The sequence below is a fragment of the Methyloligella halotolerans genome (assembly GCF_001708935.1).
In the GTDB taxonomy this organism is placed as follows: Bacteria; Pseudomonadota; Alphaproteobacteria; order Rhizobiales; family Methyloligellaceae; genus Methyloligella; species Methyloligella halotolerans.
This window is the reverse complement of record NZ_MASI01000009.1, coordinates 71,135-86,299: the sequence shown is the minus strand read 5'-3', so window position 1 is coordinate 86,299 and position 15,165 is coordinate 71,135. Positions and strand designations below refer to the sequence as shown.

General features: G+C 64.6%; 12 protein-coding genes and 3 pseudogenes. 8 read left to right on the top strand and 7 right to left on the bottom strand.

The annotated features are described in order from the left end of the window. Nucleotides 1–3 precede the first annotated feature (3 nt). On the bottom strand, nucleotides 4–432 hold the full coding sequence (locus A7A08_RS13860; protein WP_083226804.1) for a TlpA disulfide reductase family protein: 429 nt from the start codon (nucleotides 430–432) through the stop codon (nucleotides 4–6). A 265-nt stretch (nucleotides 433–697) separates the two neighbouring features. Here A7A08_RS13860 and argH point away from each other — a divergent pair. The 4 genes and pseudogenes from argH (at nucleotide 698) to A7A08_RS13840 (ending at nucleotide 6,501) form a co-directional block, all read left to right on the top strand. After that, a pseudogene (gene argH, locus A7A08_RS13855) lies at nucleotides 698–2,094 on the top strand (argininosuccinate lyase). 71 nt (nucleotides 2,095–2,165) lie between these two features. Beyond that, entirely contained in the window at nucleotides 2,166–2,366 is a 201-nt protein-coding gene (lptM, locus tag A7A08_RS13850) for an LPS translocon maturation chaperone LptM (protein WP_069096053.1), read from the top strand. 18 nt (nucleotides 2,367–2,384) lie between these two features. Next, nucleotides 2,385–3,656, top strand: coding sequence for a diaminopimelate decarboxylase (gene lysA / locus A7A08_RS13845; RefSeq protein WP_069096052.1), 1,272 nt, complete (start codon nucleotides 2,385–2,387; stop codon nucleotides 3,654–3,656). Nucleotides 3,657–3,807: 151 nt separating this feature from the next. Continuing rightward, nucleotides 3,808–6,501, top strand: coding sequence for a TIGR02302 family protein (locus tag A7A08_RS13840; RefSeq protein ID WP_069096051.1), 2,694 nt, complete (start codon nucleotides 3,808–3,810; stop codon nucleotides 6,499–6,501). Nucleotides 6,502–6,521: 20 nt separating this feature from the next. Here the strand turns inward: A7A08_RS13840 and hpt are convergent, their stop codons facing one another. The 3 genes and pseudogenes from hpt to A7A08_RS17665 all read right to left on the bottom strand — a co-directional run. Then, nucleotides 6,522–7,130 (bottom strand): hypoxanthine phosphoribosyltransferase, encoded by a 609-nt coding sequence (gene hpt, locus A7A08_RS13835; RefSeq protein ID WP_069096050.1) that lies wholly within the window; start codon nucleotides 7,128–7,130, stop codon nucleotides 6,522–6,524. Continuing rightward, complete coding sequence (locus A7A08_RS17205; RefSeq protein WP_280948837.1) at nucleotides 7,130–8,020, bottom strand: FxLYD domain-containing protein; 891 nt, start codon at nucleotides 8,018–8,020, stop codon at nucleotides 7,130–7,132. Before A7A08_RS17205 ends, hpt begins: the two co-directional genes overlap by 1 nt. A gap of 237 nt (nucleotides 8,021–8,257) precedes the next feature. Continuing rightward, a pseudogene (locus A7A08_RS17665) lies at nucleotides 8,258–8,359 on the bottom strand (zinc-ribbon domain-containing protein); the annotation flags it as partial. A 156-nt stretch (nucleotides 8,360–8,515) separates the two neighbouring features. Between A7A08_RS17665 and ftsE the strand changes: the two are divergent. The 4 genes from ftsE (at nucleotide 8,516) to A7A08_RS13810 (ending at nucleotide 11,708) form a co-directional block, all read left to right on the top strand. Further along, entirely contained in the window at nucleotides 8,516–9,172 is a 657-nt protein-coding gene (ftsE, locus tag A7A08_RS13825) for a cell division ATP-binding protein FtsE (RefSeq protein WP_069096048.1), read from the top strand. Nucleotides 9,173–9,183: 11 nt separating this feature from the next. Continuing rightward, nucleotides 9,184–10,191, top strand: coding sequence for a cell division protein FtsX (locus A7A08_RS13820; protein WP_069096047.1), 1,008 nt, complete (start codon nucleotides 9,184–9,186; stop codon nucleotides 10,189–10,191). A gap of 93 nt (nucleotides 10,192–10,284) precedes the next feature. Then, on the top strand, nucleotides 10,285–10,968 hold the full coding sequence (locus A7A08_RS13815; protein WP_083226801.1) for a YdcF family protein: 684 nt from the start codon (nucleotides 10,285–10,287) through the stop codon (nucleotides 10,966–10,968). Next, nucleotides 10,968–11,708: a lysophospholipid acyltransferase family protein gene (locus A7A08_RS13810; RefSeq protein WP_083226800.1), complete on the top strand. Its 741-nt coding sequence runs from the start codon at nucleotides 10,968–10,970 to the stop codon at nucleotides 11,706–11,708. The genes A7A08_RS13815 and A7A08_RS13810 overlap by 1 nt, the downstream gene beginning before the upstream one ends. Nucleotides 11,709–12,347: 639 nt before the next feature. Here A7A08_RS13810 and A7A08_RS13805 read toward each other — a convergent pair. From A7A08_RS13805 to hisC, 3 genes and pseudogenes are all read right to left on the bottom strand, one after another. Then, a complete protein-coding gene (locus tag A7A08_RS13805; protein WP_069096083.1) occupies nucleotides 12,348–12,887 on the bottom strand; it encodes a gamma-glutamylcyclotransferase in 540 nt (179 codons plus the stop codon). Between the two features lie 70 nt (nucleotides 12,888–12,957). Continuing rightward, the gene (locus A7A08_RS13800) at nucleotides 12,958–13,905 is read right to left on the bottom strand and encodes a prephenate/arogenate dehydrogenase family protein (protein WP_069096045.1); all 948 of its coding nucleotides are present in this window, start codon (nucleotides 13,903–13,905) and stop codon (nucleotides 12,958–12,960) included. Further along, nucleotides 13,902–15,040: pseudogene (gene hisC / locus A7A08_RS13795) on the bottom strand (histidinol-phosphate transaminase). Before hisC ends, A7A08_RS13800 begins: the two are co-directional and overlap by 4 nt. Nucleotides 15,041–15,165 lie beyond the last annotated feature (125 nt).

Genomic DNA, 15,165 nt, shown 5'->3' with positions numbered 1-15,165 from the left:
TGATCAGGCGGATGCCTCCGGCGAGTCCCATTCCGCAGGCCCGACCAACCTACCCATCTCCTCGCCCTCTCGGTTGACCAGCAGGGTGGTCGGCATCCCCACGGCCTTGAGTTGGGTGAACAGCTTGCTGGACGGGTCGCGATAGAAGGCGAGGTTTTCGGCCTTCACCTCTTTCAGGAAATCCTTCGCTTTGTCCGGGCTGCCGCGGTCGATATTCATCGCCACGACCTCGAAATCCTCGCCGCCCAGATCCTTCTGGAGCATGTCCAGGGCTGGCATCTCTTCCCGGCAGGGGTGGCACCAGGTCGCCCAGATGTTCAGGAGCACCACCCTGCCCTTGAAGTCGGCCATGGCGACCTCTTTCCCGTCCGCGCCTTCCATGGGCATCGGCGGTAGAGGCTCGGGCGCTTTCTTGATCACGAAAGCTGCCATATGGCCCTTGTTCAGCCCGGCCAGCGGCCCGCTACCGGGTCCCTTCGCTGCCGGAGCCTCGACGGCCGAATCATTCGAATCTGCTGTTTCTGTGCCTGTTTCGGCATTTTCTGGCCCTAAAACCCAAAAAATAATGCCAAAACCGATAATCGCCGCTATAAGCGCGGCAACCCCATATCCGATCGGCGATGGCTTTCGGCTCTCGCTGTCGCTCACTTGGTTCCTCGCCTGTTTATGGCTTCGCCCAACGGAGTAAGGCTCGACAATGGCCAACACCATGTGGGGCGGCCGGTTTGATTTAAGCCCCGCCCAGATCATGGAGGAGATAAACGCCTCCATCGGCTTCGACAAGCGTCTGTGGCGCCAGGATATTCTGGCATCGAAAGCCCACGCCGCCATGCTCGCCGCCACCGGCATCATTTCTGCCGATGAAGAAAAGGCAATCTCCGGCGGGCTCGACACCATCGCAAACGAGATCGAGACGGGGGATTTCAACTTCTCGCGAGAGCTTGAGGACATCCACCTCAATATCGAGAATCGCCTGAAAGAGTTGATCGGACCGACCGCTGGAAAGCTCCACACCGCGCGGTCCCGCAACGACCAGGTGGCGACCGACTTCCGCCTCTACGTCCGGGACCAGATCGACGAGATCGATGGCGGCCTGGCGGCTCTGCAATACGCCCTCGCGCAGCAGGCCGCAGCACACGCCGCCACGGTCATGCCCGGCTTCACCCACCTACAGACTGCCCAGCCGGTGACCTTCGGTCATCACTGCCTCGCCTATGTCGAGATGTTGAGCCGCGACCGCGGCCGCTTCGCCGATGCTCGCGCCCGGCTGAACGAATCGCCTCTCGGCTCTGCAGCCCTGGCCGGCACGGGCTTTCCCATCGACCGGGAGATGACGGCTCAGGCCCTTCGGTTCGACCGGCCGACGGCCAATTCTCTCGATGCGGTTTCCGACCGGGACTTCGCCCTTGAGACGTTGGCGGCGGCGACCATCGCGGCGATGCATCTGTCGCGGCTTGCCGAGGAGATCGTCAACTGGGCCTCGGCGCAATTCTCGTTCGCCAAGTTGTCGGACCGGTTCTCCACGGGCTCGTCCATCATGCCCCAGAAGCGCAACCCCGACGCCGCGGAGCTCATCCGCGCCAAGACAGGACGGATCGCCGGCGCCTTTCACTCTCTGCTCATGGTGATGAAGGGTCTGCCGCTGGCCTATGCCAAGGATATGCAGGAGGACAAGGAGCCCGTCTTCGACGCCCTCGTCTCTCTGAAGCTCGGCATCGCCGCCATGACCGGCATGGTCGGCGACATGGAGCCCAACAAGAAGGCCATGAAGAAAGCGGCCGGCCAGGGCTTTTCCACCGCCACCGATCTGGCGGATTGGCTGGTGCGCGAGGCCGGCCTGCCCTTCCGCGATGCCCACCACGTGACGGGCCGCATCGTTGCGCTGGCCGAGGAGAAGGGTAAGCCCTTGGCAAAGCTGGAGCTTTCCGACCTTCAGGCCATCGATCCAAAGATCACCCAGGACGTCTATTCGGTCCTCTCCGTCGCCGCCTCCGTGAAGAGCCGCAAGAGCTATGGCGGAACCGCGCCGTCCAATGTCCGCCGCGAGGCAGGCGCTGGATAAAGCGGTTGGCGAAAGAGCTCCCGACAGGATAGAAGAGGGTTAGTCGGAACCGGCGGATCCTTACGGGCGCCGCCAAACGAAACTGGATCGGAAGGGCAGCACCATGGGAGGCAAAACCATGGATAGCGCGTGGCGGGTGATCGTCATCGTCGCTCTGCTTCTGGGCGTGGGCCTGAGCGCCTGCGGCCGCAAGGGTTCGCTCGAGGCGCCGCCCTCGAAGGTGCCGACGACCCGGGCCGATCCCGAGACCAGGATGCAGAAGGCGCCCGACCGCCGCCTGATCATCGACCGGTTCCTCGAATAGCGCCTCCGAGCCGATAACATGCACCACTTCGCCTACCGGCGGGGCGTGCTCCACGCCGAGGAGGTCAACCTCGCCGACCTCGCGGCAGACGTGGGCACCCCGTTCTACTGCTATTCCACCGCGACGCTGCAGCGTCATTACCGTGTTTTCGCGGAAGCCTTCGAAGGCTTCGACGCGCTCGTCTGCTATTCGGTGAAGGCGAACTCCAATCTGGGGGTGCTCGCCACCCTGGCCGCCGCCGGGGCGGGGATGGACGTGGTCTCCCAGGGCGAGCTGCGCCGGGCCCGCGCCGTCGGCGTAGCCCCCGAACGCATCGTCTTCTCTGGCGTCGGCAAGACCAGGGAGGAGATGGCCTTTGCCCTCCAGGAAGGCATCTACGCCTTCAATGTCGAATCCGAGCCCGAGCTCCGCACCCTGAGCGAAGTGGCCGACGCCAAAGGCGCGATCGCCCGCATCGCGCTCCGGGTCAACCCGGATGTCGACGCCAAGACCCATCACAAGATCGCCACGGGCCGCGCCGAGAACAAGTTCGGCATCCCCTTCGATCAGGCGCTGCACCTCTACGGCCTCGCCCGAGACCTGCCCGGCATCGAGGCCGAGGGCGTGCATATGCATATCGGCAGCCAGATCACGGATCTGGAGCCGTTCCGGAATGCCTTCGCGCTGCTGACCGAGCTGGTGAGGAAGCTCCGCGCCGACGGCTTCACAATCAACTTCGTCAATCTGGGCGGCGGCCTCGGCATTCCGTATCGCAGCGATGCCCCCGCCCCGCCGCTTCCCCTCGACTACGCCGCTCTCGTGCGCGAAAGCGTGGAAAGCCTGGATTGCCGCCTCCTATTCGAGCCGGGCCGCATGATCGCCGGCAATGCGGGGATCCTCGTCACCCAGGTGATCTACGAGAAGGAAGGCGCGGCCAAGAGCTTCACCATCGTGGATGCGGCCATGAACGACCTCATGCGTCCCACCCTTTACGAGGCCTATCACGAGATCTGGCCGGTTCGGGAGCCTGCTCCCGATGCCGTCCTTGAGACCACAGATATCGTGGGCCCGGTCTGTGAAAGCGGCGACTTTCTCGCCCAAGACCGCGCCCTGCCGAAGCTCGCCCCCGGCGATCTCCTGGCCGTCATGACCGCCGGGGCTTACGGCGCCGTATTGTCGTCCCAATATAATAGTCGCTTGGCCGTACCCGAGGTGCTGGTTTCGGGCGACCGCTACGCAGCGACCCGGCCCCGTCCGACCTACGAGACGATGCTCGCCGCCGAGCATATGCCCGACTGGCTGAAGGCGTAGGCGACGCCCCGAAAGCGCGACCCTTCGCGCTTCACAAAATCGCGAGATCGGCTTTGGGCGGCGGCAAAGTGCAGCTAAGCTCCCTCACCCAGGATTGGAGAGGATGCCGGTGGTATCCAGACGCAAGAACAGCCTCAAGACTCGCAGAGAAATGCGCCAGCGCGCGGAAGCCGAAGCCGAGCTTTCGCGCAGCTTTGAAAGCCGTGTCTCGCTGAGCTGGCTTTCCCTGGCCGCCGAGCGCGTATGGGAGGCCTTGCTGTGGCCCGGCATCGTCGTCGGCGCCTTCCTGGTCGTCAGCCTTCTGCAGCTTTGGGTCTATCTGCCGCCCATGGCCCATCGGGTGGTCCTTGCCGGCTTCGCCCTTACCCTCCTCGCGTCGCTCTTCCCGCTGGCCCGCCTCACCTGGCCCACGCGCCAGGACGCCGTGCGCCGCCTGGAACGGAACGCCGGGGTGAAGCATCGTCCCGCCTCGTCCTACGAAGACACCATTTCCGGCGATGCGGATGCCGAAACCGGCGCCCTCTGGGCCGCCCACCGCCGGCGCCTCGCAGCACTTCTCCAGAAGCTGAAGCCGTCCTGGCCCGAGCCCCGCAACGACCGCCGCGATCCCTATGCCGTGCGGGCGGGGCTTTTGCTCATGGTGTTCGTCGCCATCGTGATCGCCGGCCCGGACAGCTTCAATCGCCTCAAGCAGGCCTTCGCATTCGCGCCCATCGATTCCCAGGCGCTGCTTCGCCTCGATGCCTGGGTTACCCCGCCGGTCTACACTGGCGAAGCGCCCATCGTGCTCGCCGACGGCAGCGAGAGTTTTGGCGCGGGCTCCGAGATGTTCCGCGCCCTCACCGTGCCGGAGCGAAGCGAGCTGATCGTCCGGGCCCATGCGCCCGAAGGCGAGCCCGTTCGCCTGACCCTCAGCGAAGGCAAGAACGGCAAGCCGAAGACCATCGAGCCGGAGGAAGGGCGCAACCAGCTCATCGAGTATCATGTGCCCCTCGACAAGGCCGGCACGGCAACCGTCGAGATCAACGGCCAGACCGCGGCGAGCTGGCAGTTCGCCCTCGATGACGACCGGGCCCCGACCATCAGTCTCAAGGGCGAGCCCACCAAGACTCCCCGCAGCGCGCTTCGCCTGAGCTACGAAGTTTCCGACGATTTCGGTGTCGCGAGCGCCGAGGCTCAGTTCGAACTGCTGCAGGAGACAGAGGACGGCAACTTCCCCATCGCCCTCTCCGGCATCGACCCGGACAAGGATCCCCTCTTCGAGCCCCCCCAGATGGCGCTGAAGCTGCCGAAGGCGAACATCAAGCAGGCGACCGGCACCTCGACGAAGGATCTGACCGCGCATCCCTGGGCCGGCCTGCGCGTCGCCATGACCCTGGTCGCCAAGGACCAGGCGGGTCAGGAAGGGCGCAGCGAGGTCTACGAGTTCGTGCTGCCGGAACGGCAGTTCACCAAGCCCCTCGCCAAAGCGGTCGTCGAGCAGCGGCGCAACCTCGTCCGCCACCCCGATCAGGCCGACCAGGTCGCCCTGGCCCTCGACGCCCTGACACTTGGCGCCGACAAGGTGAAGGAGGATTTCCGCGTCTTTCTCGGCCTGCGGAGCGCCTTCTGGCGCCTTGAGGACGACACGTCGCGCGAATCCCTCATCACCGTCGCCAACCAGCTTTGGGACATCGCGCTTCGCATCGAGGATGGCGATCTCCCGGCCGCCGAGCAGGCCATGAAGGCAGCCAAGCAGGCTCTCGAGGACGCTCTGAAGAACGGTGCTTCGCCGGAGGAGATCGAGCAGCTCGTCGACAATCTCCGCGACAAGCTCGAGAAATACATGCAGCAGCTGGCGCAGCAGGCCCAGGAGAAGGGCAACCTGCCCAAGGACGCCCAGCCCCAGTCCGGCGAGCAGATGGTCTCCCAGCAGAATCTCGATCAGATGCTGGAGAACATCAAGAAGCTGGCCCAGGCCGGTTCCAACGAGATGGCGGAGCAGATGCTGTCCCAGCTTGAGGACGTACTGAACCGCCTGCAGACCGGCACATTCTCCGAGAACGCCAAGCAGCAGCAGATGCAGAAGGCCATGGAGAAGCTTGGCGATCTCATCAATCAGCAGCAGCAGTTGATGGACGAGACCTTCAAGAAGAACCAGCAGCAGGGGCCGGGTCAGAACGAGCAGTTCGAGGTGAGCCCGCCCGGCCAGCCCATGCAGTACGGCCGGCAGATGTTCCCCGAGCTGTTCGGCCAACCGCCCCAGAACCAGCAGCAAGGCCAGATGGGCCAGCAGCAACAGGGCGATCAGCAGCAGCCTGGGCAACAAGGTCAGCAGGGCCAGATGGGTCAGCAGGGCGAAGGCCCGAAGGGTCAGCCGGGCCAGGGACAGGGTGATCAGGGCAACGATCTGGCCCAGCGCCAGGGCGAGCTGATGGATCAGCTCCAGCAGCTCATGGACGCCATGCGGATGGGCGGCTCGGAAGCGCCGAGCGAACTGGGCAATGCCGGAGATTCCATGGGCCAGGCCCAGGACTCCCTCGGCCAGAACCAGCTCGGCAACGCCGCCCAGCAGCAGGGCATGGCGCTCGACAATATGCGGGAGGGTGCGAAATCCCTCGCCGAACAAGCCATGCAGAGCGATTCCCAGCAGCAGGGCCAGGCGCAAGGCCAGACCACCCGCGATCCCCTTGGCCGTCCGAACAAGAACAACCAGCCCGATTACGGCCTGTCGGTGAAGGTGCCCGACCAGATCGACATTCAACGCGCCCGCCAGGTTCTGGACGAGCTGCGCCGGCGCCTGGGCGATCCCCAGCGCCCCATGATCGAGCTGGAATATCTGGAACGGCTAATCCGGTCCTACTGAACCAGCCTACCCTCTGCGGGTTAGCCCTCGGCGCCGTCGGCCGTCTTGTCGGCCCCTGCCGGTTCCAACGCCGCCGCCGTCTCTTCGGTCACAACGCCGATATAGGGCAGCTCCCGATAGCGATGGGCGAGGTCCATCCCGTAACCGACGACGAATTCCGGCGGACAAGCGAAACCCGTGAAGTCCGCCTCGATCGGTACGGCGCGCTCCACCCCCTGCTTGTCGATCAAGACGCAGCTCAGTACCCGGTTCGCGCCGCGTTGGAGCAGGAGATCCTTCGCAAAGGCCAGCGTCCTGCCTGAATCGAGGATGTCGTCGATCAGGATCACGTCGCGGCCGGAAAGCGGCGTCCCCACATCCCGCAGCACCTTCACGCTGCCCTGGGACGTCGTTCCCGCGCCGTAGCTTGCGAGGAAGATGAAGTCGATCTCAGGCGCCATGCCCCTGGCATGCAGCGCCCGGATGAGATCGGCAGCGAAGATGAAGCTCCCCTTCAGCACCGCGACGATGACGAGGCGTTTGAGATCGGCCGAGGCGATATCCTGAGCCAGTTCCTCCACGCGCGCTGCAATTCGTGGCGCGTCGTAGAGTGGCGTCACATCGGAGCGCTCGGAAGTGCCGGCGCCCATCAGCCTTCCTGCTGGAACCGCACCCGGAAGCTGCGGACGGTATCGGGAGGCGACGGAATCTGCGTGGCGAACTCCGATCGGCCCTCGGCGCCGAGATTGGTCTCGCTCCCCGGCGCCATCCACTCGGAGATCTTGTCGCCATTCTCGTCGAGCAGCGCGATCAGCACATTCGGCACCGAAGCGTCGGCCTCCGTGAAATTGACGATCTGCCCTTCCACCTGAAGCATCCGCTGGCCCTGATAGCGGGTCCATTTATAGGTGACGTTCTCGAAGCCGAGCGCAGCCTTCTCCACGGGCGCGATGCCCATGGCCTGATAGAGATGGGCGGAGCCCGGGAGCGCTGCCATCACACTGGCCGGCATCAGCAGGAAGATGGCCAGAACGCCGACCACGAAGAGGCCGAGCAGAGACCAGCCGGCCAGCAGCAAGGCACCCTGCCCGCCGGGTCCTTCACGGGTCCGGCCGAGCTTGGCTGCGATACCGCCCTCTTTGCGCGGCTCTGCGACCACCGGCGTCGTGGTCTTAGGCGGTGCCGGCGGCTCCTCGCCATACTGATCGTCGAAGCCGAAATCGGCGTCTTCCTGATACGTCTCCTCCGTGTCGTTGAAGCTCGCATCCGCTCCTGTCTCAGGATGTCCGAAATCGGCATCGGCCTGCGGCCCGCCCGGAGGGGGCGGTGGCGGCGGAGCGGAACGGGTCTCGCCGGCCGGGCCTGCGGCCTGCGCTGGCCGGCCTTCGGGCGGATACCCGCCTGGACCTTGCGGACGTTGCCCCGGCGCGCCTTGAGGTCCAGGTCCCTGAGGACGGGGGCCTTGCGGAGGCGCCGGCGGACGGCCCGGACCGCCCTGCATCCCCGGCTGGCCGGGTTGTCCGCCTTGTCCGGGCGGCATGGGCGGACGTTGGGGCGGGCGCTGCCCTGGAGGCGGCGGCGGACCGCCGGGCGCTCCGGCCGGTCGGCTCCCTTCGGGACCGCGTGGCGGCTGACCGGCACCCTGATTCGGTCCCGGCCCCGGAGGCGGTGCGGAATTCTGTGCAGGCGGCTGAGACGGCGCGGGCGCTTTCCCTTGCGGCGGCGGCGCATCGGGCGCAGCCTCGCTCTCGGCACTCACCGGATGCGCTTGCCAGACATTGCCGCACTTGCTGCAGCGAACCTTGCGGCCCTCAGGAGGGAAGGCAGCGGCAGTTTGAAAACGGGCGCTGCATGCGGGACAAATAATTACTGATGCCATTGTGAGTTCACCGGGCTTCTAGGCGACGCTTGCGATTGGCGGGCGGCCTCACGCCTTTGCCCAATTCGATTGATACCGGATGGCGAGTTCAGCATAAAGGCCCGCATGGGCACAATTATGCTGAATCGGGGGTAAACGGCGCATTGAGGGAAACGTTTGATACGCTTTGACGATGTCGCGCTCCGCTACGGCTCCGGCCCCGATGTGTTGCGGCATATCACATTTCACATCCATCGGGGCTCTTTCCACTTCCTGACGGGCCCTTCCGGCGCCGGCAAGACCAGTTTGCTCAAACTGATCTTCATGTCCTTGCGGCCGTCCGATGGCGCCATCTACGTGGCGGGGCAAGATGTGGAAAAGTTGGATTCGGCCGGCCGTGCGGGGCTCCGGAGACGCATCGGAATCGTTTTTCAGGACTTCAGGCTGCTCGATCACCTGACCACCTGGGAGAACGTCGCCCTCCCCTTGCGGGTCATGGGGCTGCGTCCCAACGAGTATCGGGAGGACGTCACGGACCTGCTACGCTGGGTCGATCTCGGGCATCGAATCAACGCCTATCCCGAAGTGCTTTCCGGCGGCGAGAAGCAGCGCGCCGCGATCGCTCGCGCCGTCATCGGCAAGCCGGAGCTTCTGCTCGCCGACGAACCTACCGGCAACGTGGATCCGGAGATGGGCGACCGCCTGCTGCGTCTCTTCATCGAGCTGAACCGGTTCGGAACGTCGGTGATCATCGCAACCCACGACTACGCCCTGATGGAGAAGCTCGCCGTGCCGCGCCTCGTCCTTCAGAACGGCCAAGTCGAAATTCATTGAGTGGAGGTCCGTTGAACGCCGCGCAGCTCTGGGACGAGTTTCGGACCTATCCGTGGGATAGCCTGTGGCAGGGAATGCTCCCGGCCCGCTATCGCTCGGAGAACGCCCAGCTTCTGCCCGAAGCCACCATCGCCTGGACCGCGCTTACCGTCGTCATCGCCATCATGACATTCCTCGCCTGCCTGATGGTGGGCACGGTCTACATGATCAACCAGTCGGCAAGCGCGTGGGTGAACGACGTGGTGAGCGAGGTCACCATCGAGCTCGACCCCGTCGACACGCCGGACATCGAAAAGAAGATGACCTTGGTCTCTCTCTTCCTGGCCAAGCAGAAGGGGATCACCGAGGTGAAGCCGCTCTCCTTGCAGGATTCCGCCGATCTCCTGGAACCCTGGCTGGGCAAGAGCGACGCCATCAAGGAGCTGCCCATCCCGCGCCTGATCGCCGTGGAGATCGACCGCTCGGATCCGCCCGATCTCAATCTGATCGGAGAGGCGATCGAGAAGAATTTCGATGGCGTGACCTTGGACGATCACCGCCGCTGGCAGTCGGAAATCCGCGGCGTGACCCGCACCGCAGCCATGGGCGGGCTGATCCTCCTAGGCCTCGTGGCCGCCGCAACCGTCGCCGTCATCATCTCCGCCACAAGGAGCGCCATGGCGTCGAACCGGGAGGTGATCGAGGTACTCCATCTGATCGGCGCCTCCGACGGCTTTATCGCCGGCGAGTTCGAACGGCATTTCTTCGGGCTGGGTTTGCGGGCCAGCCTGGTGGGGGCTGTCGCCGCCTGCCTCGTCTTCCTGTTCCTGCCGCTCTTCATGCATCTCGTCGGCGGCGGACTCGTCGCGGCCGCGGAAACGCGCCGTCTGTTCGGCGCCGGCAGTCTCGATTTCGGCGGCTACCTTCTTTGCACTCTCGTGGTGATCGTCGTCTCCGGCCTGTGCATGGTCACCTCGCGCCTCGGCGTCATGCGGGTTTTGCGCCGATACGATGCGCCCATCGCCGTGCGCGACGAGTAATTCTCGCCGAGCCCTGTGTGAGTGCCGAACGCGATTTTCCGAAAGTGAAATTCAGCCTATTGTGCCGCCTCCCGGGGCAGCATGGATTAGACCGTGTCGGAAGCCGAAGCCACATCTCCCATAAGATCGCGCTCGCTCTACGCCTTGCTTAGGGCCGGTTTCGACGTGCTGATGCTCTTCGTGGCCGTGCTGCTCGTGGGCTTCGTGCTGTTCATCGCCAGCGTCGACCGCGAGGCCGCCGATCCGCCCAAGGCCGACGGTATCGCCGTGCTGACGGGCGATACGGCCCGGATCGACGAAGCCATGAATCTGCTTGCCGGGGGCAAGGCAGAGAGGCTCCTCATCAGCGGCGTTTATAAGAAGACCACCAAAAAGGAGCTCGAGGCCCTCGGCACCAGGAACAGCCAATACCTGTCCTGCTGCGTGGATCTGGACCACGAGGCCAAGAACACTATCGACAACGCCACCGAAACGTCCGCCTGGGCCGCCAAGCACGGCTACCAGAAGGTGATCATCGTCACCTCCAACTACCACATGCCCCGGGCCCTGGCGGAGCTGGGCCGGACGATGCCGGCCGTAGAGCTCTACCCTTATCCCGTGATCGACAAGAAGGTGCATCTCGACGATTGGTGGCTTTACCCCGGCACCACCAAGCTGCTTCTGTCCGAATATCTGAAATATCTGCCAGCGATGCTCCGGCTCGCCGCCACCCGGGTCGTGAGCAAGATCGTCTATGGCGAATGGCGTTCCAGGCCCGAGGAAATCGACGAACCGTGATGAAGGCGATCCAATACGCCCGGTCGATCCTGTTCCAGTTTCTCTTCTACTTCACGACCACGGCGATGCTGGTGCTTTGGTCTCCACTGCTCCTGATGCCCCGCTCATGGGCAATGGCGGCCTTTAGGATCAACGCGCGCCTGGAGATCTTCCTGCTCCGCGTCGTCGCCGGCGTGAAGCTTGAGGTGCGCGGCCGCGAGAACATCGTCGATGGGGCCTGCCTCGTCGCCTCCAAGCATCAATCCGCCTTCGAGACCTTCGCCCTGATGCCTCAGCTGCGCGATCCGGCCTATCTGATGAAGAAGGAACTCTTCCGGATCCCCTTTCACGGCTGGTTCTCCTACAAGTTCGGCATGATCCCCGTCGCCCGGGATCAGGGCGCGAAAGCTCTGCGGGAAATGCTGAAAGCGGCCCAGACCCGGGCCGCCGCCGGTCGGGAGATCATCATCTTTCCGGAAGGAACCCGCCGGCCCGTCGGCGCCGAGCCCGACTACAAGACCGGGGTGTTCCTGCTCTACCAGGCGCTTAAGCTGCCATGCGTGCCCGTCGCCCTGAATTCCGGGGTGTTCTGGCCGCGCCGCACCCTGCTTCTGCGACAGGGTACCGTCGTTTTCGAGTTTTTGCCCCCCATTCCGGCGGGCCTGCCGCGGGCGGAATTTCTCGCCCGTCTCGAAGAGACCATCGAATCCGCATCGAATCGCTTGGCTGCGGAAGCCCGGAGCCAGTTGGCCCCTTTCTAACCGTATCGTCCCCCTGGAACCATCAGCGGAATCAACGCGTTTTGCCTCTAACTTGACGCTAGAGGGACCGATGTTCTATATTTGTTCGCGAAATCGGGAACTTCAGACTATACCCTGTCTTGAAATCGTCACGGACAGGCCCATTTCCAGGACGAATCGCACGATACCGGATGAACTGACATGTTCGTGACTGCCGCAGAAATCCATAGCGAAACCGTTGGCCCCGCTGACGAGCCTGCGCTCGTTTGCGCCGATGAGCCTTTCGGCAAGCTTTTCATTATTGGCGGGGAGCCTCGGGTCAGCGCTATCTTCATAGCGTCTACAGCCTGATCGGGTGCCCGGCTCTGCCGCAGGCGAACTATATCCTCGTCCGCCGCGATGAGGACGGGAGCCGCACGCCCCTCGCGGTCGGCGCGACCACCGGCGACACCACGTCTCTCAATCTTGCTTCGCTGCGCCACCGCGGTGCGAAGCTCGGGGCCAATGAGGTGCATATCCACCTTCTGGCAGAGACCGACGCCGAGCGGGAAGAGGTTTGCAGCGATCTCCGCGCCACTCAGGAGCAGGCAGCACCGATCGCTGCGGCCGCGTAAGCGCCCCCGCCTATACCGATTTTTCCAAAGTGAGAACCGTGCCGGCCTAAAGCCGGCCGGTCAGCCGTGCCGCCAATCCGCTCAGCAGCCGGTCGTGCACGCCCGCATCTTCCAGATGTCGGACCGTGTTGAGCACGTAGTCCACGTTCTTTCCCGACTCCCCGATGCTTTCCGAGACGATGCGCATCTGCTCGTCCAGGGACAGCCGGCCTGCATATTGCTGGTTATTGCGGTCCACCAGGAAGCAAATCGCCTGGACTCTTCGATTGGAGCCGTCCAGCAGCTGCACCGGCCGGACGACCTCACGATAGACCTTCGTCACCTGCTCCCTCTCTCGCAGATACTCGAGCGTCTCTTCCTCGTGCCCGCTGCGGACCCGGAACACCACCCCGCGGCACGCGCCACCCTGATCAAGCCCGAGCACCAGCCCCGGCCGCTGTGGCGTGCCGCGATGGGAAACCGAATAGATGCACATGGATCTATGGGCGCCCTTGAGGAGCCCCGGCGGCGATTCCTCGAAATAGAAGCCGGGCCGCCACATCAAGGAGCCGTAGCCGAATACCCAGAGTTCGTCCTCGACCGCCATACCCGCTCGATAGTCCAGAAAGCCCATCCCAAAACCTACGCCGTCCCGGCGGCATTCTTGAGGCCCGGGTTCAGCTGTCGGACTTCGGCCCGCCTGTGTCGCCGGCGCCCCTTCGCCCGAAATCCGGTGCCTCCGTTTCCTGCCCGGCCTCGATGATGCCTCGCCGGATGGCCCGCGTCCGCGTGAACAGATCCTGCAGCGCGTCGCCGTCCTCCCACCGGATCATCCGCTGCAGCGCGGCGAGATCCTCGGAGAACCGGCCCAGCATCTCCAGCACGGCTTCCTTGTTGTTGAGGAAGATATCGCGCCACATCACCGGGTCCGACGCCGCGATACGGGTGAAGTCGCGGAACCCGCCCGCGGAGAACTTGATCACCTCGGACCGGGTCACCTCCTCCATATCCGCCGCCGTCCCGACGATATTGAACGCAATGAGATGGGGAAGATGGCTGGTCGTCGCAAGCACCAGGTCGTGATGCTCCGGCGTCATGATCTCGACGTCCGAGCCGAGCCCGTGCCAAAGATCGCTGACCTGTTGAAGCGCCTCGTCCGTGGTCCGTTCCGAGGGCGTCAGGATCGCCCAGCGCCCCTCGAACAGCGAGCCGAAACCAGCCTCCGGACCGGAATGCTCCGTGCCCGCGATCGGATGCCCGGGCACGAACGCGATATCCTCCGGCAGCGCCGCCTCGACTTTGGCGATGACCGCGGCCTTCACGCCGCCGACATCGGTCACGACGACGCCTGGTTTCAGCGCTCCCGCGATCGCTTTGGCGGCAGCGCCTGCGGCCCCCACGGGCATGGAAAGAATTACCAGATCGGCAGTCGCGACCGCTGCTTCGGGCGTGGCGGCGATCTCATCGCAGAAGCCAAGCGCCTTCGCCCGGCCGCGGACATCCTCTGAGGCGTCATAGCCGACGACGCGGGAGGCAAGCCCCTTGTCGCGCAAGCCATGCGCCAGCGATGACCCGATCAGGCCGAGGCCGAGGATCGCGACGGTGTCGAATATCGGTCGGCTCATGCCACCCCTGCGCCGTTCTTGACCTGCGTTCCCGGCATGCCTTCCACGAAGCTCTTCAGCACAGCGAGGAGCGCCCGGTTCTGCGGCTCGGTGCCGACGCTGATACGCAACGCGCCGGGCAGGCCATAGCTCTCCATACGGCGCACGATGATGCCGCTCGCCTGCAGGAACGCATCCGCGGCAGCCGCGTCGCGGCCCTCCGTTTCCCGGAAATGCACAAGCAGGAAATTCGCCGCGCTCGGCGTCACGCCGAGCCCGAGCTTCTGCAGCTCGTCCGTCATCAACTCCCGCCAGACCCTGTTGTGCTCCGCCGACTTCACCGCAAATTCATGGTCCTCCAGGGCGGCGACGCCCGCTGCCACCGAAGGGCCCGTTAGGTTGAACGGCCCGCGGATGCGGTTTAGCACCCCGGCGATCTCGGGCGGCAGTACGCCCAGCCGACCCGCGCCGAGGCAAGGCCGTAGATCTTCGAGAAGGTACGGGTCATGACCGTATTCGGCGTGGCATCCACCAGCGCGATGCCCGGCTGATAATCGTCCTTCAGGACGTATTCCGCATAGGCCGCGTCGATCACCAGCACCACATCCTCGGGCAGGCCCTCGCGTAGGCGCTTCAGCTCCTCGAAAGGGAGATACGTCCCAGTTGGATTGTTCGGGTTGGCCAGGAACACGACCCGGGTCCGCTCCGTCACGCAGCCGAGGATGGTGTCGACATCGGCGGTCAGGTCGGTCTCCTGCGCGACCACCGGGGTCGCCCCGCTCGCCATGATCACGATCGGATACACCAGAAAGCCGTGCCGGCTGTAGATCGCCTCGTCGCCAGGTCCGAGATACGCCTGCGCCAACAGACCCAGCAGCTCGTCGGACCCCGCCCCGCACACGATCTGCATCGGGTCGAGCCCATAGAAAGCACCGATGGTCTCCCGGAGCGCCGCGGCCGAGCCTTCCGGATAGAGCGAGAGCTGATCGGCCGCCGCCTTGAAAGCGGCAACCGCCTTGGGGGAGGCGCCGAAAGGATTCTCGTTCGAGGACAGCTTGGTCACCGGCCCGCCGCCATCGACCTTGCTCTTGCCGGGAACGTAAGGCTCGATATCGAGAATCCCCGGACGCGGGGCTAGCTTGCGCTTCGCCATGATGTCCGAAAACTCCTGAGGCTGATAAACAGAAATATCGCCAAGCCGCGCGCGGCCAGCGCCCTGTGATAGGACCAATCCTTCAGTAAAAGCAAAGGAAAGAATGATTGACTTATCGGCGTGAAGGC

Bases quoted from the DNA above. Each gene is read 5' to 3' on its own strand.
- A7A08_RS13860 (WP_083226804.1), bottom strand. From the start codon at position 432: ATGGCAGCTTTCGTGATCAAGAAAGCGCCCGAGCCTCTACCGCCGATG.
- lptM (WP_069096053.1), top strand. From the start codon at position 2,166: ATGGGAGGCAAAACCATGGATAGCGCGTGGCGGGTGATCGTCATCGTC.
- lysA (WP_069096052.1), top strand. From the start codon at position 2,385: ATGCACCACTTCGCCTACCGGCGGGGCGTGCTCCACGCCGAGGAGGTC.
- A7A08_RS13840 (WP_069096051.1), top strand. From the start codon at position 3,808: ATGCGCCAGCGCGCGGAAGCCGAAGCCGAGCTTTCGCGCAGCTTTGAA.
- hpt (WP_069096050.1), bottom strand. From the start codon at position 7,130: ATGGGCGCCGGCACTTCCGAGCGCTCCGATGTGACGCCACTCTACGAC.
- A7A08_RS17205 (WP_280948837.1), bottom strand. From the start codon at position 8,020: ATGCCGCCCGGACAAGGCGGACAACCCGGCCAGCCGGGGATGCAGGGC.
- A7A08_RS13810 (WP_083226800.1), top strand. From the start codon at position 10,968: ATGAAGGCGATCCAATACGCCCGGTCGATCCTGTTCCAGTTTCTCTTC.
- A7A08_RS13805 (WP_069096083.1), bottom strand. From the start codon at position 12,887: ATGGCGGTCGAGGACGAACTCTGGGTATTCGGCTACGGCTCCTTGATG.
- A7A08_RS13800 (WP_069096045.1), bottom strand. From the start codon at position 13,905: ATGAGCCGACCGATATTCGACACCGTCGCGATCCTCGGCCTCGGCCTG.